The organism is Amycolatopsis sp. NPDC051372, from assembly GCF_040682095.1.
Classification (GTDB): Bacteria; Actinomycetota; Actinomycetes; order Mycobacteriales; family Pseudonocardiaceae; genus Amycolatopsis.
In genome coordinates this window covers 95,705-115,201 of the sequence record NZ_JBFBAF010000006.1, presented here as the reverse complement: position 1 = coordinate 115,201, position 19,497 = coordinate 95,705, and the positions used below count along the sequence as shown (strand labels likewise).

The following is a 19,497-nucleotide window of genomic DNA, read 5'->3' as shown; positions in this document are numbered from 1 at the left end:
AGGAGAAGCAGCGACCATGTCCGAGAAGAAGGTGTTCTTCACCGGCGGTGGTGGGTTCATCGCCGCCCACGTCATCCCGCTGCTGCTCGATGGTGGCTACACCGTCCGCATCTTCGACAACATGACCCGCGGCGACCGTGCTCGCGTGAACGAATTCGTGGCCACCGGCAAGGTCGAGCTGGTCGAGAAGGACGTGCGCTACGGCGGTGCGGTGCGCGAGGCCATCCGCGGCTGCTCGCACGTGATCCACTTCGCCACGGTCTCGATCAACAAGTCGATCGCCGACCCGCACGAGTCGATCGACATCAACATGACCGGCAACCACAACGTTTTCGCCGCGGCCGCCGACGAGGGTGTCGAGCGCCTGGTGTACGCGTCCACGGCGTCGGTGTACGGCGAGCCCAAGCGTCTCCCGATGCACGAGGACGACGAGCTGCGCCCGCTCACGCCGTACTGCATCTCCAAGCGTGCCGGCGAGGACCTGCTGGGCTTCTACGAGCGCACCAAGGGCCTGTCGTGGAACGCGCTGCGCTTCTTCAACGTGTACGGGCCGGGCCAGAAGATCGAGGCCTACTACACGTCGGTGATCAACCACTTCATCCAGCGCCTGCGCGCCGGCCAGCCGCCGATCATCGACGGCCGCGGCGACCAGTCGATGGACTTCGTGCACGTGTCGGACCTGGCCCGTTCGGTCGTCGCCGCGCTGGAGTCGGAGCAGTCGAACCTGCCGATCAACATCGGCACCGGCGTCGACACGTCCATCGCCACGCTGGCGAAGATCCTCATCGAGGCCGTGGGGGTCGACGTGCAGCCGCAGTTCAACGAGCGTGACGTGCTCGTGTCGCGCCGGGCCGCGGACATCACGCGGGCGCGGGAGATGCTCGGCTGGGAGCCGACCATCTCGGTTGAAGAGGGCATGCGGGCTCTCGTGCAGGATTCCGAGTGAATGCCACCGCGGGCCCGGCTCAAGGACGCGCCATGCGCATCGCGGTGGTGAACAACTTCTTCCCGCCCCGGGTGGGCGGCAGCGCCCACATGTCGGCGTCGCTCGCGGGTGAGTACGCGGCGGCCGGCCACGAGGTCCTGGCGATCACGGCGGCCTACGGCGACGCGCCGGCCGACGAACAGCGCGACGGCTACCGCGTCGTGCGGCTGCCGGCGGTGAAGATGCCGCAGCTCGGCCTGTCGATCGACTTCGACATGAGCTTCGCGTCGCTCAAGCCGGGCAACTGGCGGCGGCTGTGGAAGCTGCTGGACGAGTTCAGGCCCGACGCGGTGCACCTGCACGGCCAGTTCTTCGATCTGTCGTGGCTGGCCGGGTTCTACGCGCGGCGCCACAAGCTGCCCGTGCTGCTGACCATTCACACGCTCCTGATCAGCGAGAACAAGCTGTACTCGCGCGTGTTCCGGATGCTCGACGCGGTGCTGGTCAAGCCGGTGCTTTCCTACATCCGGCCGCGCTACGTCCTCCTCGACAAGCTCGGCGTGGACTACTGCGTCGAGCGGTACGGCACGAGCGACGCGAACTCCGAGTACTTCCCGATCGCCGTGGACACGGGGCACTTCGAAAAGCCGGTGACCAAGGACGTGCGCGCGGAGCTGGAGCTGGGCGACGCGCCGCTGATCGTCTCGCTCGGCCACGTGATCCCGCTGCGCAACCGGCTGCCGCTGATCGAGTCGCTGCCCGCGATCCTCGACCGGCACCCGGGCGTGCGCGTGGTGATCGTCGGGCGCGTGTACCACGACGCGTTCCTCAAGCGCGCCGAAGAGCTCGGCGTGGCCGAAGCCCTGGTCGTGACGGGCGCGGTGCCGAAGGAAGACGTGCCGGCGTACTTCGCCGCGGCCGACATCGTGACCCACGACCTCAACGGCGGCTGCGGCACCGCGTCGCTGGAGGCGATGCTGTCCGGCACGGCCACCATCGCGTCGGTCACGGAGGACAACTACCCCGGCATCGAGCTGCGCAACGGCGAGAACATCCTGCTGGTGCGCCCGGACGACGCCGAGGCCGTGGAGACGACCGTGCTGTCGCTGCTCGACGACCCCTCGCTGAGGGAGCGGATCGCACAGCGGGAAAGCGCCATGGTCCGGGCCAATTTCGGCCTCGACGTGGTGGCCGAGGAACACCTGCGCGTGTTCACGAAGATGGTGGCGGACGACGATGTTCTTCGATGACGACCGCAGCAACCGCCTGCGGCCGATGATCCTGAACGACCTCGTTTCGCAGTATCTGAACGACGCCGAGCGGGCGGCGTTCTACGGGCTGCCTTCGACGTGCCGCGTGCGCGAGCGCGTGAAGATCATCAGCCCGGAGAACCTGACCATGGGCGAGCACTGCTGGATCGGCGAAGGCGCGGCGCTCGACGCGAGCGGCGGCCTGGAGATCGGCGAGCACACCAGCATCGGCCTCAACACGCTCATCTTCACGCACTCGAGCTGGCTCGCGAACATGACGCTGCAGAACCACTCCGGCAGCGACCTCATCGAACGCAAACCCGTGAAGATCGGCAAGGGCTGCTTCATCGGCGGCCTGGTCGTCATCATGGCCGGCGTGACGATCGGCGACTTCGCCACCGTGCAGCCCAACTCGGTGGTGGCCAAGGACGTCCCGCCGCGCACCCTGGTCGCCGGCAACCCCGCGCGCGTGTTCCAGCGCTACGACGAGGAGTACATCCAGTCCGAAGTGGAACGGGTGCGCGCGGAGAACGCCCGCCGCCGCGGCCTGTCGGACGATGCCTCCGGCTGGGGTTCCCCGGCGGGCGATTTCCGCGAATGAGTACGCCGACCTGCCTCGCGAGCTGGTCACACTCGAATACTGGGAAGCCCTGCCGGAGACTTCGGAGTGGCACATCGAGGTGGTCGAGGGGGCGTTGCTGACAACGCCACCGCCACCGTTCTGGCGCCAGCGGGTGGCTTATCGAGCCGCTCATCTCATCGATGAACAGTTCGGCGGGCACGGTGCGTTCGCACGAGGCGAGATGTTGCTGGAACATCGGCCGCTGACGGTCCGGGTGCCCGATGTGGTGGTCGTTCCCTGGGAAATTCTCGAAACGAACCCTCAGCGGGTGCAGGCCGAGGATGTTCTTTTGGTCGTCGAGGTCCTGTCCGAGGGCACGAAGCGCACAGACCAGATCACCAAGCATTCCGAGTACGCCGCTGCCGGGATCAGGCAGTACTGGATCATCGACGTCGAAGCACCGGTCAGCATGATCACCTATCGTCTCCTCGACGGTCGCTACGAAACCGCCGGCGAGTATTCCGGCAAGGTGAAGCTCGGCGTCTCGGGTCATCCCATCGTGCTCGACCTCGACAAGCTCATCGCCCCGCGGCCGTCGCGTCTGTAGCGTGAATCCGGGCGAGCCGACGTCGGGACAACCTCCGCTGCGCCCAGCCGTCCCGTAGAGGTGGAGATCGGGGGTACGCGGGTGGCGCGCAGTGACGACGAGTTCGTCGATTTCGTGCAGGCCTCGTCGAACCGGCTCACGCACGCGGCGTACCTGCTGACCGGCGACCGCCACCAGGCCGAGGACGCTGCCCAGACCGCCTTCACCCGCACCTACGCCGCCTGGTCGCGCGTGCGCCGCAAGGACGCCTACGCGTACGCCCGGACGGTGCTGGTCAACCACGTGATCGACGGCTGGCGGCGCCCGTTGCGCGAGTACGCCTCCGAGGAAGTGCCCGAGCGGCCGACGAGCCAGGACGTCGCGCAGGCCGTGACGCAGCGCGAGTGGCTGACGTCCGCGCTGGCGCGGCTGACGGGCCGCGAACGGGCCGTGGTGGTGCTCAGGCACTTCTTCGACCTGCCGGAACAGGCGGTCGCCGATGAATTGGGCGTGTCGGTGGGTACCGTCAAGAGCACGAACTCGCGGGCGCTCGCGAAGCTGCGGGTGGATGCCGGGCCGGAAGACGTGCTGATCGGAGGGAGCGGGCGGTGACCGACCTCGACAAGCTGCGCTCCGCGTTGCGCGAAGAGCCCGACCAGCCGTTCGCCGCGCCCGACCTGGGCCGGATCATCACCGAGGGCCGGCGCATCCGTCGACGGCGCAGGATCGCCACGGGCGCGGGAGCGGCCGCCGCGGTGGCCGCCGTCGTCGGGATCGTGTTCGGCGCCGTCGCTCTGCGTACGCCGGCGGAGCCGACGCAGGTGCCTGCCGCCGCGCCGCCGGCCCCGGCGACCAGTGGCCCGGTCGCGTCGGACGGCGCCGTGCCGACCACCTCGCCACCGCCGACGTCGGCGATCGACCAGCTGCCGGAGTCGGTGACCCAGCCCTACGGCGATGTCATCCACACCGGCATCAAGACCGCCGCCGGCGGCGAGCTCGTCTTCTACGCGACCAAGATCGACGACAACGCGGCCCTGCCCGACGTCCACTTCGGCATCATGGCCGCGGTCCAGACCAAAACCGGTCACCTGTCGCTCTACGCCAGCAACGAGATCCGCGGCGCCGACCGGTCGTTCGGCTTCCATGCCACCGCGGGCGGCATGGCAGCCGGCGGCACCTGGGTGCCTGTGTACGGCTACTTCTCCGGACCCGCCGTGAAGATCGTCAGCACCGTGCACGGCAAGCCGGTGCAGGCGCGGACGGCGTCGTGGAGCGTGGACCCCCGCGTGGTCGTGTTCTGGTTCGACCAGCGCGAAGTGCCCGACCCCGCCGTACTGACCCCGTTGGTCGCGTACGGCAAGGACGGCACCCGCCTCACCAAATGACTCCGCCTCGCCGAAAACCTAAGCGGCGGCCTGCGTGAGCACCTGCGCCACCACGTGGTGCGACGGCAGGATCAGGTCGCGCTCCACGGCGGCGTCGATCTTGCCCTCGAGCAGGTCCAGGAACCGGTCCAGCTGAGTGGCCAGCGGCTCGCGCGCGGTGACCAGCTCCGGGATCTCGATCACGGTCTGCTGCCGGTAGCCGAGGCCGTCGGGCGTCACGGAGTCGTGCGACACGTGGCGGTAGATCGTCACGTCGCGGCGCAGCAGGTCGATCTCGATCAGCCGGTCCAGTTCGGACACGACCAGCGAACGCACCTTCTTCTGCCCCAGCCGCGAAGCCGACACCGTGGCCAGGCCGGTCGGGAACGACAGCACCGTCTCGATGGTGTCCTCAGCGCCCTCGACCGAGTTCGGGTGGAAGTAGCCGGCACCCGAGGTGACGCGGGCCGGCGTGGCGCCACCGAAGAACTGGATCGCCAGGTCGACGTCGTGCACCAGCAGGTCCCACGCGACGCCGGTCTTGATGCGCGGCGCGTACGGGCCGTGGCGCCGTGCCATGAAGTGCACCGGCTCGTTGACCAGCGCCCGCGCCGTCATCACGGCGGGGTTGTAGCGCTCGAGCAGGCCGCACATCAGCGGCACGTCCTTCTGCTCCGAGAGCGCCACGATCTCCTGCGACTTCTCGAAGCTGTTGCACACCGGCTTCTCGACGAGCATCGGCTTGCCCTGGCCCAGGATCTCCTGCGCCAGGTCGTAGTGCACCTCGGTGGCCGACGCGAGCACCACGGCGTCCACATCGGACAGTGAGCCGAGCTCCGGCGTCCACTGCGTCTCGTAGCGCTCGGCGACAGCGCGGCCGGCTTCCTCGCGCGGGTCGATCACGCGGACGAGGTCCACGCGCTCGTTGGCCGTCAGCACGCGCGCGTGCAGCGAGCCCATGTTGCCCGTGCCGATCAGGGCGATGCGGTGGGTCATGCGCCGAGCACCTCGCGAACCGTTTCGATGATCTTGTCGAGCTGTGCGTCGGTCAGGTGCGGGTGCACCGGCAGCGAAAGCGCCTGCGCCGCGACGGCCGTGGCCACCGGGAAGTCGTTCACGTCGGCGCCCGGGATCAGCGGGTGGCCGCGGTAGCAGTCGTAGTCGAACACGATCTTGGGGTAGTAGATCCCGTTGCCGATGCCGCGCTCGGTGAGCGAGGCGGCCAGCTCGTCGCGCGAGAGCATCGCGTGCGGACCCACGAGCACGGTGTACTGGTGCCACACGTGCTCCCGGCCCGGCAGCACCTGCGGGATGTCGAGGCCCGGCGTGCCCGCCAGCCCCTCCGACAGCCGCTTCGCGTTGGCCTGGCGGGCCGCGGTGAGCTGGTCGAGCTTCTCCAGCTGCGGGATGCCGACGGCCGCGTGCAGGTCCGTCATGCGGTAGTTGTGGCCGGCCATCTCGTACTGGTAGCGGGCGCGCATGCCCTGGTTGCGCAGTACGCGCAGCTTGTCGGCCAGTACGTCGTCGTCGGTGGTGATCACGCCGCCCTCGGCGGTCGTCACGTTCTTGGTCGCGTACAGCGAGAAGCAGCCGATGCCGTACGAGCCGGCGGCGCGGCCCTCGAACGACGCGCCGACCGCCTGCGCCGAGTCCTCGATGACCTGCAGCCCGTGCTCGGCGGCGAGCGGGGCGAGCTTGCCCATGTCCGCCGTCTGGCCGTACAAGTGCACCGGCATCAGGACCTTGGTGCGGTCGGTGACGGCGGCGCCCACGGCGTCGGGGTCGATCGCGAAGTCGTCGCGCCGGATGTCGGCGAACCGGACGGTGGCGCCGGCCTCGAGGATGGCGTTCAGCGTCGCGACGAACGTGAACGGCGTGGTGATCACCTCGTCACCCGGTGCCAGGTCCAGCGCCTGCAGCGAGGCGACCAACGCGGTGGTGCCGTTGTTCACGGCGATGGCGTGCTTCGTGCCCGCGACGTGCGCGAAGGCGTCCTCGAAGCGCTTGACCATCGGCCCCTGTGCGATGGCGCCGGATCGCAGCACCTCGACGACGAGGTCTTCCGCGTCACGGACGTCGACCACGGTAATGGGGATCATCGGCAGTCTCTCTCGGCAGGCGATTTCGATGCGTCCGGTACAGTGCAGTGCGCTCAGGCCGCGAGGCCGGCGAGCCGCCGGTTCTGCGCCCGGCCGCGCCTTGCGTGAACGCGGGCCACACGTTACCGGGCGCCGCCGCCTGCCCCAGACCCCAGGCCGCTCGGACCCGACAGCGGTAAAACGAAACGGAACGGATCACCAGCGTGGCCAACCGAATCCACCCCACCGCGATCATCGGCGAAGGCGTCGAGCTCGGCGACGACAACGTGATCGGACCGTACACGGTGATCGTCGGCCCGACCAGGATCGGCGACGGCAACTGGATCGGCCCGCACGTGACCATCGGCACGCCGGGCGAGGACCGTGGCCGTGAGCACCCCGCTGCGTGGGACACCGCCCCGACCGGCGACGCGGACGCCGACGGCCACGGCGTGGTGATCGGCAGCCGCAACCGCATCCGCGAGTACGCGACCGTCCACCAGGGCACCTGGCGCACCACCACGCTCGGCAGCGACGGTTACTACCTGCGCGGCTCCCACATCGCCCACGACTGCCTGGTCGGCTCCGGCGTCACCATCGCGTCCAACGTGCTCACCGGCGGCCACTGCCACATCTGGGACGGCGCCAACCTCGGCATGGGCGCGATCCTGCACCAGAAGGTGGTGGTCGGCCCCGGCGCGATGGTCGGCATGGCCTCGGCCGTGCGGCGCGAGGTGGGCGCGTTCACGATCGCCGTGGGCAACCCGGCGCGCGTCACCGGCGTGAACGTCGTGGGCCTGTCCCGCCGAGGTCTGGACGAGGCCACGATCGAGGCACTGGGTCCGTGGCTGAAGGGCAAGGAGGGCCTCCCGGAGGATGGGCTGGCCGACCGCCTGCCCGGCGACCTCTCTACCTTGGTCAAGGCGTGGGACGCCCGCCCGCGTGACGAGCACTAGGAGCTGTGAAATGAGTGTCGCCCCCAAGCTGCGCGAGGTCTTCGTCGAGGCGCTTGACCTCGACGGTGATGTGGACGTCGAGAACCTGAAGTACCGCGACATCGAGGCGTGGGACTCGGTCGGCCACATGGCGCTGGTCGCGGCCATCGAGGACGAGTTCGACGTCGAGTTCGACACCGACCAGGTCATCGACATGTCGAGCTTCAAGGTCGCCGTGGACATGGTGACCGAGCTGAAGTCGAAGAATGACTGATCTCACCGGACGCGTCGCGCTGGTGACCGGCGGTACGCGCGGGATCGGCTTGGCCACCGCGCGCGCCCTGGTCGAGGCCGGCGCGACGGTGGTCCTGACCAGCCGCGACGAGGGCCGCGCGAAGGAAGCCGCGGAAGCCGCGGGTGCCGCCGCCGGTCTCGCGCTCGACGTCACCGACGCCAAGGCCGTGTCGACGGTCGTCCGCGGGGTTGCGAAGGAGCACGGCAGGCTCGACGTCGTGGTCGCCAACGCCGGGATCATGGAGGACGCGCTCCTCGGCATGATCCGCGAGGAGCTCGTCGACACCACGCTGGCCACCAACGTCGCCGGCACGCTGCACACCGTGCAGGCCGCGGCGCGGGCGATGATGCGCAAGAAAACCGGTGCGATCGTGGTGCTCGCCTCCGTGGTGGGCCAGTACGGAAGCGCAGGTCAGACCGTGTACGCGGCGTCGAAGGCGGCGGTGGCCAACATCGCGCGCTCGGCCGCGAAGGAGCTTGGCCGCTCGGGTATCCGGGTGAACGCGGTGGCGCCCGGCGTGATCGAGACGGACCTCACCTCGGCGCTGTCCGAGGACGCGAAGGCGGACAACGTCGCGAAGACACCGCTGGGCCGGCTCGGGACCGCCGAGGACGTGGCGAAGGCGATCCGGTTCCTGGTGAGCGACGACGCCGCGTTCATCACCGGACAGGTGCTGGGGATCGACGGAGGCTTGGTGCTGTGACGCTGTGGGGTGCGGGTGCCCGGCTGGTCGACGCGGCCGGGGGCCGCACGCTGGCGGGCGACGAGCTGGACGCGGAGGTCGCGCGCGTCGCGGCCGCGCTCGGTGAGCTGCCGGCGGGTGTGCTGTTCGCGCGGATGTCCGTCGACCTGGCGAGCGTGCTGCGGTACCTCGGCGCCGTCGAGGCCCACCGCGCGGTGGCGCTGATCGACCCGGCGCTCGACGCCGACGTGCTTGCGGGCCTGATCACGCGGTTCCGGCCCGCCGCCGTGCTGGCCGCGCCGGACGCCCCGGCGCCCGAGGGCTACACGGCGTCCGGCGAGAACTGGGTACGCGAGTCGGCCGACGGCGTGAAGCCGCACCCCGACCTCGCCGTGCTGCTGCCGACGAGTGGTTCCACCGGCAACCCCAAGCTCGTTCGCCTCTCGCGCACCGGTCTGCTCGCCAACGCCGAGGCGATCGCCGAAGTGCTGAGTGTCGACGCCGACGAGATCGCCCCCACCTGCCTGCCGTTGCACTACAGCTACGGCCTTTCGGTGCTGAATTCGCACCTCGTGCGTGGCGCGACCGTGGTGATCGAAGCGTCGGGCGTGCTCGGCCGCAGGTTCTGGGACGCGGTGAACGAATACGGCATCACGTCGCTGTCGGGCGTGCCGTACCACTACGAAATGTTGCGGCGCCTCAAGTTCGACCCGGCGAAGTACCCGACGCTACGCACGCTCACACAGGCCGGCGGCAAGCTGCGCGACGAGCTCGTGGTCGAGTTCAACGACAAGATGCGCGCGGTCGGCGGCCGGATGTACGTGATGTACGGCCAGACCGAGGCCTCACCGCGCATGACCACCGTGCCCGCCGAGCGCCTCGCCGACAAGATCGGCTCCGCCGGCCCCGCGCTGCCCGGCGGTGTGTTCTCCGTCCGCCGCGACGACGGGATCGAGACCAAGCACCCCAAGATCGTCGGCGAGGTCGTCTACCGGGGACCCAACGTGATGATGGGCTACGCCGACGACGAGGCCGCCCTGGCCGCGGGCGACGAATGCGGCGGGCTGCTCGCCACCGGTGACCTCGGGTACCTCGACGAAGAGGGGTACCTGTTCATCACCGGGCGGCTCAAGCGCATCGGCAAGGTGTTCGGCAACCGCGTGAGCCTCGATGACCTGGAGCACGCCGTGCGCCAGGCCGCGGTGGGCATCGACGTGGTGGCGGCCGTGCCTGCGGGCGACAAGGTCGTGCTGTGGGCCGAGCTGCCCGAGGGCGACGGCGCCAAGGCGATCTGCAAGGACGCGTCGCGCGCGTTGTCGGAGCGGCTGCACCTGCACACCAGCGGGTTCGACGTGCGGCCGATCGACACGGTGCCGCTGCTGGCCAGCGGGAAGATCGACTACCGGTCGTTGGAAGGACGGGTATGAGTGTTTTCACGCGCTCGCAGGCCGAGCGGGAGGCGCAGCTGCTTCCCGAGCTCGCGGAGCTGACCGCGCACCACCGCGCGGGCTCCGAAGGCTACGACCGGATCCTGACGTCGCTCGGAATCGCGCCGAACGCGCCGTTCGCCACGATCGCGGACCTGCCGTGGCTGCCGGTGCGCATGTTCAAGACGCACGACCTCAAGTCGATTCCCGACGCCGAGGTGTTCAAGACGCTCACGTCTTCGGGCACCACCGGCGCCGGCGCGTCGCGCATCTACCTGGACAAGGACGCGGCGGGCGCGCAGACCAAGCAGCTCGGCGCGACGCTGCAGGAAGTCCTCGGCGGCGAGCGGCTCCCGATGCTGATGGTCGACACCATCGGCATCATCAAGAACCGCCGCTCGTTCTCCGCGCGCGGCGCCGGCGTGCTGGGCATGGCCAACTTCGGCCGCAAGCACACGTACGTGCTCGACGAGAACGACCAGCCCGACGTCGAGGCCGTGAAGAAGTTCCTCGCCGAGTACGGGGACAAGCCGTTCCTGATCTTCGGGTTCACGTTCATGGTGTGGCTCTACCTGTACGAGGTGGCGCGCGACCACGGGCTTGATCTCTCCAACGGCATCCTGATCCACTCCGGTGGCTGGAAGAAGCTGATCGACCGCGCCGTGGACAACACCGAGTTCCGCCGTCGGTTCAAAGAGGACACCGGCCTCACGCGGATCCACAACTACTACGGGATGATCGAGCAGATCGGCACCGTGTTCCTCGAAGGACCGTCGGGGAACTCCCTGTACTGCCCGGATTTCGCCGACGTCGTGATCCGGGACCCGGAGACGTGGCGCGAGCAGCCGGTGGGCAAGCCGGGCGTGATCGAGGTCGTCTCGACGCTGCCGCGCTCGTACCCGGGACATGTGCTGCTGACCGAGGACCTCGGTGTGTACAACGGCATCGACGACGGTGACTGGCCCGGCAAGCACTTCTCCGTGCTGGGGCGGCTGCCGAAGGCCGAGGCGCGGGGTTGTTCGGACACGTTCTCGGCGGAAAACAGCAGCGTGGCGGGGCCACTCCGTTGAGGGCGGTGGAGGGGAGGAAGGCGGAGATGACGTCTCTGGAGCAGCGGTTCCCTGTTGCGGAGCCGGTTGAGGTTGGTTCGCTGCTGGCCGAGGTGCGCGCCGAACCGCCCGGTGGCCGGTTGACCGTCGGCGACCCGCGCGTGGTCGAGTTCGTCACGAAGTTCGCGCGCAAGCTCCTCGCGCCCGCCCTCGCGCGGCGTTACCCGGAGCTGGCCTCGCTGGGTTTCTTTCTGCGCAAGGGAGAGCTCGCGAAGGCACTGTCCACTTTGGAAACCTCTGGCGACGCGCTGCGCTTCCCGCGCGGTCTTGTGTTCCACGTGCCGCCGGCCAACGTCGACACGATCTTCGTGTACTCGTGGGCCCTTTCGGCGCTGGCGGGCAACCCGAACGTCGTGCGCGTGTCGTCGCGTTCGGCGGGGGCGGCGGAGGCCGTGCTGGAGGCGTTGAACGCGGCGCTGGACGACGTGTCGCCGGAGACCGCGGTGACCATCCGCGCGACCCAGCGCATGGTCACCTACGACCGCAGCGACGAGATCAGCGGCGCCCTGTCGCTGGCCGCCGACCTGCGCGTGATCTGGGGCGGCGACGGTTCCGTCGCCGCGCTGCGCAAATACCCGCTGGCGCCACACGCGCGTGACCTCACGTTCCCGGACCGCTCGTCGTTCGCCGTCGCGTCGGTGCGCGGCTGGCAGGAGGCCACGCCGGAGCAGCGGCGGGCCGCGGCCGAGGGCTTCTACAACGACTCGTACTGGTTCGACCAGGCCGCGTGCTCGTCGCCGCGGGCGGTGTTCTGGGTCGGCGACGCCGACGGTGCGCGCGCGGCGGGCGAAGAATTCCGGGCGCTGCTCGCGTCGGTGCTCGAGGCCAAGCAGCACGTGACCGAGCCCGCGATGGCCGTGCAGAAGCGCGTGTCGGCCTACGGCGCGGCCGTCGACGGGCTCGTGTCGGCGATCTCTTTCGACGGAAATTCCCTGGCCACACTCGAGCTCACCGACGCCACCGTGATGCCGCGCGAGTGGCTCGGCGCGGGCACTTTCGCCAACGCGCACCTCGCCTCGTTGGGTGAACTTGTGCCGCTGGTTCTGCGCAAGGACCAGACCGTGGCGCAGTTCGGGTTTACCCGCGACGAGCTGGTGGAATTCGTGACGGAGCTCGCCGGGCGCGGCGTCGATCGGGTGGTGCCGTTCGGGTCGGCGTTGACGTTCGCGGGCGTCTGGGACGGTTACGATCTGCTTGCCGAGTTCAGCCGCCTGGTCACGGTGCAGGCCTGACTCGCGGTGACGAGTCTGTGTTGCGTTGTGAGGAGACTGGTCAGTGACGACCGTTCGAACGCCTGAGGAGGACTCCCCGGCTCCTTCGAAGCCGAAGACGGGGAAGTCCACCAAGGCCAAGATCCTCGACGCGGTGCGCTGGCTCGCGATCGTGCTCGTGGTGGCCTTCGCGGCCAAGGCGCTCACCGACAACTGGACCGAGTTCTGGCGCACGCTGTCCGATGTGGCCTGGCAGTCCTCAGTGCTGAGCCTCGTCGCGCTCGTGCTGGCGATCATGGTGTCGACCTGGGGCTGGCAGGTGCTGGTCGACGACCTCGGCAAACCCATCGGCTACATCCGCGGCGCGCAGATCTGCCTGGTCGGCTCGCTCGGCAAGTACGTGCCGGGTTCGGTGTGGGCGTACCTGCTGCAGATGGAGCTCGGCCGCAAAGCCGGCCTCGCGCGCGCCCGGATTTTCACCGGCTCGCTGATCCAGCTCGGCGTCGGCGTGGTCTCGGCGCTCGTCGTGTCGCTGCTCGCCGCGCCGGCCGTGTTCAGCCACAGCCCGCGTGCGATGTGGCTGTTCGTGCTGATCCCGGTCGGCCTCGCGCTGCTGCACCCGCGCGTGCTGACCTGGGGCACCTCGCTCGTGCTTCGCCTGCTTCGCCGCCCGCCGCTGGAACGCCCTTTGACCTGGGGTGTCGTGCTCAAGACCTTCGGCGCGTCGACGCTGGCCTGGGTCCTGCAGGGCGTGCACCTGTGGCTGCTCGCCAACTCCGTCGGCGCCCCGGGCTTCAACGGGCTCGTGCTCTGCGTCGGCGCCATGGCCGTCGCGATGACCGTGGGCACCTTCGCCTTCATCCTGCCCAGCGGCATCGGCGTGCGCGAAGTAGCCCAGGTCGCCGTGCTCACGGCCAGTGGCCTCACCGTCGGCCAGGCCACCGCGTTCGCCGTGGCGTCCCGCGTGATGTTCACCGTCGCGGACCTGCTCACGGCGGGCTTCGCGGCGGGCGCCGCCTGGGCCACGAATCGCCGCACGGTCGCCGCTGCCTGACGCGCCAGAGGTTCGCGGTCCGGACCTCAGCCGCTTTGAAAAACCCGCCGCCTCAGCTCTTCAGCCGGTAAATCACGGCGTCCGAGTTCCGGTACACCTGCTGCAAGAACGGCAACCCGTCCAGCCCTACCAGCCCCGGCGAGGCGTACGGCGGGCTGGGCGGCGCCATCGGCCGGCCCAGGATCACCCAGTGGATGTTCAGCCGCTTGACCGCGTCGCGCACCACCGGGTCCGTCTCGTAGTCGCGGAACTGCCAGGCCAGGTACAGGGCGTCCGTGGGGGGTGCGGTGCCGTCGTCGTGCGCGGCGACGGTGCGGACGCCCGTGAGGGCATACGTCCAGACCGTGCCGTCGAGGCGGTCGTTCATGGCCCATTCGCCGGGGGCCGCGAGGTGGCCGAGCTGGACCATCGCGGCTTCCTCGCCGGGCGTGATGGTCTGGTCGTGCGGGTTGGCGGAGCGGTAGCCGGGGGCGAGGCGGTCGCCGTTGGACACCGCGTACAGGCCCCTCGTGGCACCCGCGAAGCCGACCAGCACCAGCACCGCCAGGATCACCGCCGGCACCCGCGGCGGCAGGTGCTCTCCGAGCCACTGCTGCAGCGACGCCAGGCCGTGGCCCGCGATGAACGACAGCGGCACGATGGCCATCGAGATGAACCGGTACGGGTCGTCCCACCAGGGCCGGGAGAACGCCATCACCAGCGGCGAGTTCGACGACGACACGGCCGCGTACGCGATGCCGGTGATCAGCGCTGTGACGCCGATCCACCGCAGGTCGCCGAGCCGGCGGAAGAAGATGAAGCCCAGCAGCAGCGCGGCGGAAAGCCACAGCTGCGGGTGCGGTTCCCAGTGCTGGAAGCCCAGCAGCGCACCGATCGCGCTGGTCGCGCGCCACTCGATCGGCCAGCCGAGGTAGGGCAGGGTGCCGTTGGCCAGGCCGAGCGCGCCGAACAGCTGCAGCCACGCCACCAGCACCGACACCACGGCGATCGGCAGCAGCGCGAGCAGGTCGTGGCCGAAGCGGCGCCAGCGCCGGCCCGGGGAGAACCAGCGTTGCAGCAGCAGCGGCCCGGCGAACAGGATCCCGCCGAACAGCGTCGACGAGTGGATGCACAGCAGCCCGACCGCGGCCACGACCAGCAGAAACCCGGTATCGGGCGCCACGCGTTCCAGGTAGCGCTTCAGCACCACGGCCGCCAACGGTGTCAGGGCCAGCCCCAGCAGGAACGGGAACAGCGGCCCGCGGCTCATCGACTCGTACGTGCTCATCACCGGCGCCGCCGACGCGAGCGCCACCGCGCCGGCCAGCACCGCGCGGCCGCGGAACTCGCGCACCAGCACGACCAGCGACAGCGCCAGCAGACCGGGCAGCACCACGGTGTTCACGTCGAGCGTCAGCGGGATCGACGTCGAACCGGTCAGCGAGTACTGGATGGCGGCGAGCAGGTGGTAGGCGTTGGGGTAGAAGGGCGGGTGGGCGTCGCCGTACCAGTTGAGCGTGCCCATGCCGAACAGGCTGCCGTCGCCCGTGGTGGCGATGTAGCGCACGCCGTTGGCCGCGTATGGCGCGTCGCCGCCCTGCGCGATCGCGCCGAGGTGGCCCATGCCGCGCACGGCGGCGTAGAACCCGAACCCGGTGGCCAGCAGCAGGCACCCGACCACGCCCCACTGCCCGCGCGCCGACCACACCCGCGGTTCGGCCACCGGCGGCCACCGCCGCACCGTCAGCCGCCTCAGTCCGAACGCGACAGCCACGAAGACCACAGTGGTCACGCAGAACGTGACCGTGTTGAACGGCAGCCCCATCGCCGCGGTCCACGGCCCCGCCAGGCCGCCGATCGCGTAGCTCAGGAGCGGCGTCAGGCCGGCCAGCACCCAGCCGCGCAGGCCGGCGGCGAGGCCGGTGAGCACCCCCGGCAGGCCGAGTACGAGCACGAGGACGGCGAGACTCGCCACATCGGACAGCAGTGTGGGTTCGCTCGGCAACAGACTTCCTCGGCTGTGACGGATCCGCTCGGTACCCCCGGGTGGCGGATCGGAATCGGAGTCACAGATTAGCGGGCCCGATATACACCCGAACGGCTTATGTCCGGGAAGCATAGTGAAGCGATTGACTGGACTGCGTGAAGTGACGGCCGGAACCGCCCGACAACGCTGCGCATTCCGGCCAATCGCTCACCCGAAAGCGAGGTTTCGTCGCGGGGATTCACCGTGACAACGGGTGACGGCAGGTGGCGTCGGGGTGGCGGCCGGTGGGGACCGGCCGGGGGCTGGAGGCAGGGGGTCCGCGTGGTCTACGCGGTCGTGGGGGGCTGGCTGGTGCTGGGCGCGCTCGTCGTCGCGACCTGGCGCCGGATCGCCACCGACGCAGGGTGGCGGGCGTTCGTGGTGGTGCTCGTGCTCGCGTTTTCGCTGGTGCACCAGCTGTTGTTCGCCACCGTGACCGAAGACGCGCTCGTCACCTTCCGTTATGCGCAGAACATCGCCGACGGCAACGGGCCCGTGTTCAATCCCGGCGACCGGAACGAGGGTTACGCGAATTTCCTGTGGCTCGTGGTGATCGCGTTGCCGCGCGCGGCATTCGGCGCGGATATCCCGACGTCGGCCGTTGTACTGGGTGTTGTCGCGGTGTTGGGGTGCGTTCTTCTCGCGTACTTCCTCACCAATCGCATCGTGCGTCTCGCGCTGCCGGAAGGCGCGGAACCGCAGCCCGCGATCGGTGTCGCGGCGGCCGTGCTGACGGCCGGCGCGAGCGGCCTCGCCGTGTACGGGCCGTCGGGCACCGAGCTGCCGATGTTCGTGCTGCTGGTGCTGGCCGTGGCCAACGCGCTGGTCGCCCGCCGGTCCGTGGTGGCGGGGGTTCTCGTGGCCGGCGCGGTGATGACCCGGCCGGAAGGTCTGGTGCTCGCCGTCGTGGCGGGGCTGTGGCTGGCGCTCGGCGCCGCGCGCGGCCGGCACAACTGGTGGACACCGGCGGGCTACGTGCTGGGCGCGCTGGTGTTCCTCGTGCCGTGGACGGCCTGGCGCGCCACCTACTACCACCACTTCCTGCCCGACTCCGCCGTGCGCGTGCTCGGCCCCGACTGGCGCTACCTCGCGGGCTTTTCCTTGGCGCACCTGGGGTTCCTGGTGCTTGCCGTTGCCGCTGTGGTGGGGTTGCTCGCGCTGCGCACGCCCGAACGCGCGGCCGAACCGCGCGCGGCGCTGTGGCTGCTGTTCACGTTGGCCTTGTGCTTCACGGTTTTCGTGGTTGTGCTCGACGGTGACACCGGCCCGTCTTGGCGGCTGCTCGTGCCCGTGCCGCCACTGCTGGCCGTGGCATCGGTGGGCGCGTACGGCGTGCTGACGGCCGCGAACCCGTCACCGAAGCCGCGCACGGTGTCGCATCTGGTGCCAGTGGTCGCGGCCGTGCTGACCGGGTTCGCGGTGCTCGTGTCGGTGGTGAGCCCGGACGTGCTCACGAGCGTGCGGGCGTGGCACACCGACAGTGCGCAGCTCGCGGAAGTCGGCGACTGGCTGGCTTCGTACCTGCCGCCGGGCTCCGTGGTGAGCGCCGCCGCGCCGGGCGCCATCGCCAGCCGCGCGGGCTCGCGGCTGCTGGTGGGCACCAACCTGATGCGCGCAACAGTGGCCGTCCCCGAGGAAACCGGCTACGCCAAACGCCAGCACTGCGCCGACGACACCCGGGCCTGGTACCGCGTCGCGACGTTCCGCCGCACCGGCACGCCGTTCTGGATCTCCGTGTACCCGCGCGCCGACGAGGCCGGCCTGCTCATCGAGTACCTCGATCGAGCACCGGACTTCCAGTACGTATCGTGCCCGGGATGACGGTGGCGCGCAGGTCCACGGCCCTCGGGTTCGGGGTCTTCGGCGTGTCCCTGGCCGTGTTGCTGGTGCGCTTTCTCGTGCCGCGCCCGGTGTCCATGTCCGACAACGGCGACGGCTTCCGCGTGCTGTGCGGCGCCGGGATCACCTGGACCAGCAAGCCGGAGCAGTACGTCCACCTGGTGTACGAGGCCACACCCGGCGGCTGCGACCCGACGTACCAGCTGAGCCAGAGCTGGCTCGCCCGGCTGGCGGTGGCGTTCGGGTCGCGGTCGGAGCTGAGCCTGGTCGTGCTCGGCGTGATTTCTTCGGTTGTCGCCGCGGCAGCGGTGGCCGTGGTGGTGGTCGGATTGCCCTACGGGCCGCGGGTGCGCTTGCCCGTGGCCGTCGGTTTGCTACTGGTGGTGGCGGATTCGGCGTTCTTCGGCTATTTCTCGTCGACTTTGGGCGAGGGGACGGCTTTTCTCGGCATTTTGCTGGCCGTCGGCGGCCTGCTGCTGATGGGGCGACGGTGGCTTTGGATCGGCGGCGCGGTGACCGTCGTCGGCGGGTTGATGGCGGTGAACGCCAAGGTGCAGACGTTGATGGTCTTGCCGTTTCTGGTCATCGCGGTGCTGCTGGTGACGCGTTCTCGTTGGGTGCCGGGGGTTCTCGTGATTCTCGCTCTGGCCGGCGGGACCTGGTGGGCTCAGACGGCCGTCACCCCGGCGGTCGCTCCCGACGGCACGGCGTCTGCCCGACCCGGCGACGACTCGCGCGACATCAACATGGTGAACACGGTGTTCCTCAACATCATCGACGGCCACCACGACACCGCCGCGGACCTGGCGGCTCTCGGCCTGCCGGCGTCGTTCGGGCAATACGCGGGCAACGGCTGGTGGCACCCGCATCCGGTGACGTTGGATCCGCAGTACGCGCAGTACCGCGACCGCTTGAGCCGGCGCAACGTCGTGGAGTGGTTCGCCACGCACCCGGACCGCACCCTGGGCGTTCTGAACCGCGCGGCCGGCGACCTGCTCACAGCGCGCCCTCCGTACCTGGCCTCCTTCGACGCTTCGGCCGGCTTGCCGCCGGCGGCACAGGAGTACCGGGTGCCACTGTGGTCGGGGCTGACGGGGTTGCTGGCGCCCCTGGGCTTGTTCGCCTTGCTGCCCGTGTGGCTCCTCGTCGGCTGGCGCGCGTGGCGACATCGGCGGGCTGCGCTGGGCGTCGCCCTCGCGCTCCTCCTGACGACTGCGGTGGGTCAGTTCGTCGTGGCCGCTCTGGGCGACGGGATCGAGAACGTGAAGCACCAGGTCGTCGCGTTGTTCTGCACGCTGGTGGCGGTGGTGCTCGGCTGTTGCCCGGCCGTGGCGAAAGTTCCCGAATGACGGGTTTCGTGCCGACGATCACTTTGAGTAGCCGCAAGAAACTTACGGTCCCGTAGCCTCGCGGTATGGCTGACTTCGTGTACCCGCCCGTGCTGGTTGCCGCGCGGACGATGTTCCGGGTGCTGGACAACCGCATCCGCATCGAAGGCGCGCAGCACGTGCCGGCGCACGGCGGGGCGGTGATCGCGTGCACGCACGTCAGCTACCTGGACTTCATTTATTGCGGCCTGGGCGCGCGGCCGGCCAAGCGGCTGGTGCGCTTCATGGCCAAGCACGAGATCTTCGCGAACCGCGTGGCGGGACCGTTGATGCGCGGGATGCACCACATCCCCGTCGACAGGTCGGCCGGCCAGGCTTCGTACGACGAGGCCGTCGCGCGGCTGCGTGCGGGGGAGGTCGTCGGCGTGTTTCCTGAAGCGACGATCAGCCGGTCTTTCACGGTGAAGGCCTTGAAGACGGGCGCCGTGCGGATGGCCGCGGAGGCCGGGGTGCCCATCGTGCCGATGGCACTGTGGGGCACGCAGCGCCTGTGGACGAAGGGGCACCCGAAGGACCTCACGCGCCGCCACGTGCCCATCTCGATCCTGCTCGGCGCCCCGATGCACCCGGGGCTCGCGGACGACTGCGAGGCGGGAACCGCCGAACTGCGCTCCCGACTGTCGGAGCTCCTCGACCGCGCCCAGGCGGACTACCCGGAATCCCCCACGCCCTCCGAACGCTGGTGGCTCCCCGCCCACCTCGGCGGCACCGCGCCCACCCCGGAGGACGCCGCAGCTTTGGACGCCCGCCCCGCCACCCGCGACTGACTTGCCACTGCGGCCGGCAA

At 69.9% G+C, this 19,497-nt stretch carries 19 protein-coding genes; 16 read left to right on the top strand and 3 right to left on the bottom strand.

All coding sequences use genetic code 11. The annotated features are described in order from the left end of the window. The first annotated feature begins 16 nt into the window (after nucleotides 1-16). The 6 genes from AB0M56_RS11375 to AB0M56_RS11350 all read left to right on the top strand — a co-directional run bounded on the left by AB0M56_RS11375 (nucleotide 17) and on the right by AB0M56_RS11350 (nucleotide 4,708). The gene (locus tag AB0M56_RS11375) at nucleotides 17-946 is read left to right on the top strand and encodes an NAD-dependent epimerase/dehydratase family protein (RefSeq protein WP_364173754.1); all 930 of its coding nucleotides are present in this window, start codon (nucleotides 17-19) and stop codon (nucleotides 944-946) included. Between the two features lie 32 nt (nucleotides 947-978). Next, a complete protein-coding gene (locus AB0M56_RS11370; RefSeq protein WP_364173752.1) occupies nucleotides 979-2,175 on the top strand; it encodes a glycosyltransferase family 4 protein in 1,197 nt (398 codons plus the stop codon). Further along, a complete protein-coding gene (locus AB0M56_RS11365) occupies nucleotides 2,162-2,776 on the top strand; it encodes an acyltransferase (RefSeq protein WP_364173749.1) in 615 nt (204 codons plus the stop codon). The genes AB0M56_RS11370 and AB0M56_RS11365 overlap by 14 nt, the downstream gene beginning before the upstream one ends. Continuing rightward, entirely contained in the window at nucleotides 2,733-3,344 is a 612-nt protein-coding gene (locus tag AB0M56_RS11360; protein WP_364173747.1) for a Uma2 family endonuclease, read from the top strand. Before AB0M56_RS11365 ends, AB0M56_RS11360 begins: the two co-directional genes overlap by 44 nt. Before the next feature lie 81 nt (nucleotides 3,345-3,425). Beyond that, nucleotides 3,426-3,935: a SigE family RNA polymerase sigma factor gene (locus AB0M56_RS11355; RefSeq protein WP_364173744.1), complete on the top strand. Its 510-nt coding sequence runs from the start codon at nucleotides 3,426-3,428 to the stop codon at nucleotides 3,933-3,935. Next, the gene (locus AB0M56_RS11350; protein WP_364173742.1) at nucleotides 3,932-4,708 is read left to right on the top strand and encodes a hypothetical protein; all 777 of its coding nucleotides are present in this window, start codon (nucleotides 3,932-3,934) and stop codon (nucleotides 4,706-4,708) included. Before AB0M56_RS11355 ends, AB0M56_RS11350 begins: the two co-directional genes overlap by 4 nt. An 18-nt stretch (nucleotides 4,709-4,726) precedes the next feature. Here the strand turns inward: AB0M56_RS11350 and AB0M56_RS11345 are convergent, their stop codons facing one another. Continuing rightward, nucleotides 4,727-5,683, bottom strand: a complete 957-nt coding sequence (locus tag AB0M56_RS11345; RefSeq protein ID WP_364173739.1) for a Gfo/Idh/MocA family oxidoreductase — start codon at nucleotides 5,681-5,683, stop codon at nucleotides 4,727-4,729. After that, the gene (locus AB0M56_RS11340; protein WP_220245599.1) at nucleotides 5,680-6,786 is read right to left on the bottom strand and encodes a DegT/DnrJ/EryC1/StrS family aminotransferase; all 1,107 of its coding nucleotides are present in this window, start codon (nucleotides 6,784-6,786) and stop codon (nucleotides 5,680-5,682) included. Before AB0M56_RS11340 ends, AB0M56_RS11345 begins: the two co-directional genes overlap by 4 nt. Nucleotides 6,787-6,989: 203 nt before the next feature. Between AB0M56_RS11340 and AB0M56_RS11335 the strand changes: the two genes are divergently transcribed. Genes AB0M56_RS11335 through AB0M56_RS11305 form a run of 7 tightly spaced genes read left to right on the top strand, consistent with a single transcriptional unit; the run spans nucleotide 6,990 to nucleotide 13,478 of the window. After that, nucleotides 6,990-7,721: a UDP-N-acetylglucosamine acyltransferase gene (locus AB0M56_RS11335; protein WP_364173736.1), complete on the top strand. Its 732-nt coding sequence runs from the start codon at nucleotides 6,990-6,992 to the stop codon at nucleotides 7,719-7,721. Between the two features lie 10 nt (nucleotides 7,722-7,731). Next, entirely contained in the window at nucleotides 7,732-7,974 is a 243-nt protein-coding gene (locus AB0M56_RS11330; RefSeq protein WP_364173734.1) for an acyl carrier protein, read from the top strand. Continuing rightward, nucleotides 7,967-8,698: a glucose 1-dehydrogenase gene (locus AB0M56_RS11325; protein ID WP_364173732.1), complete on the top strand. Its 732-nt coding sequence runs from the start codon at nucleotides 7,967-7,969 to the stop codon at nucleotides 8,696-8,698. Before AB0M56_RS11330 ends, AB0M56_RS11325 begins: the two co-directional genes overlap by 8 nt. Further along, on the top strand, nucleotides 8,695-10,104 hold the full coding sequence (locus AB0M56_RS11320) for an AMP-binding protein (RefSeq protein WP_364173729.1): 1,410 nt from the start codon (nucleotides 8,695-8,697) through the stop codon (nucleotides 10,102-10,104). The genes AB0M56_RS11325 and AB0M56_RS11320 overlap by 4 nt, the downstream gene beginning before the upstream one ends. Further along, nucleotides 10,101-11,174, top strand: a complete 1,074-nt coding sequence (locus tag AB0M56_RS11315) for an acyl-protein synthetase (protein ID WP_364173726.1) — start codon at nucleotides 10,101-10,103, stop codon at nucleotides 11,172-11,174. The genes AB0M56_RS11320 and AB0M56_RS11315 overlap by 4 nt, the downstream gene beginning before the upstream one ends. 26 nt (nucleotides 11,175-11,200) lie before the next feature. Next, nucleotides 11,201-12,445: an acyl-CoA reductase gene (locus tag AB0M56_RS11310; protein WP_364173725.1), complete on the top strand. Its 1,245-nt coding sequence runs from the start codon at nucleotides 11,201-11,203 to the stop codon at nucleotides 12,443-12,445. A 43-nt stretch (nucleotides 12,446-12,488) separates the two neighbouring features. Beyond that, nucleotides 12,489-13,478 carry a lysylphosphatidylglycerol synthase transmembrane domain-containing protein gene (locus AB0M56_RS11305; RefSeq protein WP_364173722.1) on the top strand — a complete coding sequence of 330 codons (990 nt, stop codon included), beginning with the start codon at nucleotides 12,489-12,491 and terminating at the stop codon, nucleotides 13,476-13,478. Between the two features lie 52 nt (nucleotides 13,479-13,530). Here the strand turns inward: AB0M56_RS11305 and AB0M56_RS11300 are convergent, their stop codons facing one another. Beyond that, nucleotides 13,531-15,462, bottom strand: a complete 1,932-nt coding sequence (locus tag AB0M56_RS11300) for a DUF6541 family protein (RefSeq protein ID WP_364173719.1) — start codon at nucleotides 15,460-15,462, stop codon at nucleotides 13,531-13,533. A gap of 303 nt (nucleotides 15,463-15,765) precedes the next feature. On the opposite strand from AB0M56_RS11300, the gene AB0M56_RS11295 reads away from it, so the two are divergent. The 3 genes from AB0M56_RS11295 (at nucleotide 15,766) to AB0M56_RS11285 (ending at nucleotide 19,477) form a co-directional block, all read left to right on the top strand. Further along, on the top strand, nucleotides 15,766-17,304 hold the full coding sequence (locus AB0M56_RS11295; RefSeq protein ID WP_364173716.1) for a hypothetical protein: 1,539 nt from the start codon (nucleotides 15,766-15,768) through the stop codon (nucleotides 17,302-17,304). After that, nucleotides 17,301-18,671: a hypothetical protein gene (locus AB0M56_RS11290; protein ID WP_364173715.1), complete on the top strand. Its 1,371-nt coding sequence runs from the start codon at nucleotides 17,301-17,303 to the stop codon at nucleotides 18,669-18,671. Before AB0M56_RS11295 ends, AB0M56_RS11290 begins: the two co-directional genes overlap by 4 nt. Before the next feature lie 65 nt (nucleotides 18,672-18,736). After that, a complete protein-coding gene (locus AB0M56_RS11285; protein WP_364173712.1) occupies nucleotides 18,737-19,477 on the top strand; it encodes a lysophospholipid acyltransferase family protein in 741 nt (246 codons plus the stop codon). Nucleotides 19,478-19,497 lie beyond the last annotated feature (20 nt).

Coding starts and splice junctions, on each gene's coding strand:
- AB0M56_RS11375 (WP_364173754.1), top strand. CDS start 17: ATGTCCGAGAAGAAGGTGTTCTTCACCGGCGGTGGTGGGTTCATCGCC.
- AB0M56_RS11370 (WP_364173752.1), top strand. CDS start 979: ATGCGCATCGCGGTGGTGAACAACTTCTTCCCGCCCCGGGTGGGCGGC.
- AB0M56_RS11365 (WP_364173749.1), top strand. CDS start 2,162: ATGTTCTTCGATGACGACCGCAGCAACCGCCTGCGGCCGATGATCCTG.
- AB0M56_RS11360 (WP_364173747.1), top strand. CDS start 2,733: ATGCCTCCGGCTGGGGTTCCCCGGCGGGCGATTTCCGCGAATGAGTAC.
- AB0M56_RS11345 (WP_364173739.1), bottom strand. CDS start 5,683: ATGACCCACCGCATCGCCCTGATCGGCACGGGCAACATGGGCTCGCTG.
- AB0M56_RS11340 (WP_220245599.1), bottom strand. CDS start 6,786: ATGATCCCCATTACCGTGGTCGACGTCCGTGACGCGGAAGACCTCGTC.
- AB0M56_RS11330 (WP_364173734.1), top strand. CDS start 7,732: ATGAGTGTCGCCCCCAAGCTGCGCGAGGTCTTCGTCGAGGCGCTTGAC.
- AB0M56_RS11325 (WP_364173732.1), top strand. CDS start 7,967: ATGACTGATCTCACCGGACGCGTCGCGCTGGTGACCGGCGGTACGCGC.
- AB0M56_RS11315 (WP_364173726.1), top strand. CDS start 10,101: ATGAGTGTTTTCACGCGCTCGCAGGCCGAGCGGGAGGCGCAGCTGCTT.
- AB0M56_RS11310 (WP_364173725.1), top strand. CDS start 11,201: ATGACGTCTCTGGAGCAGCGGTTCCCTGTTGCGGAGCCGGTTGAGGTT.
- AB0M56_RS11290 (WP_364173715.1), top strand. CDS start 17,301: ATGACGGTGGCGCGCAGGTCCACGGCCCTCGGGTTCGGGGTCTTCGGC.
- AB0M56_RS11285 (WP_364173712.1), top strand. CDS start 18,737: ATGGCTGACTTCGTGTACCCGCCCGTGCTGGTTGCCGCGCGGACGATG.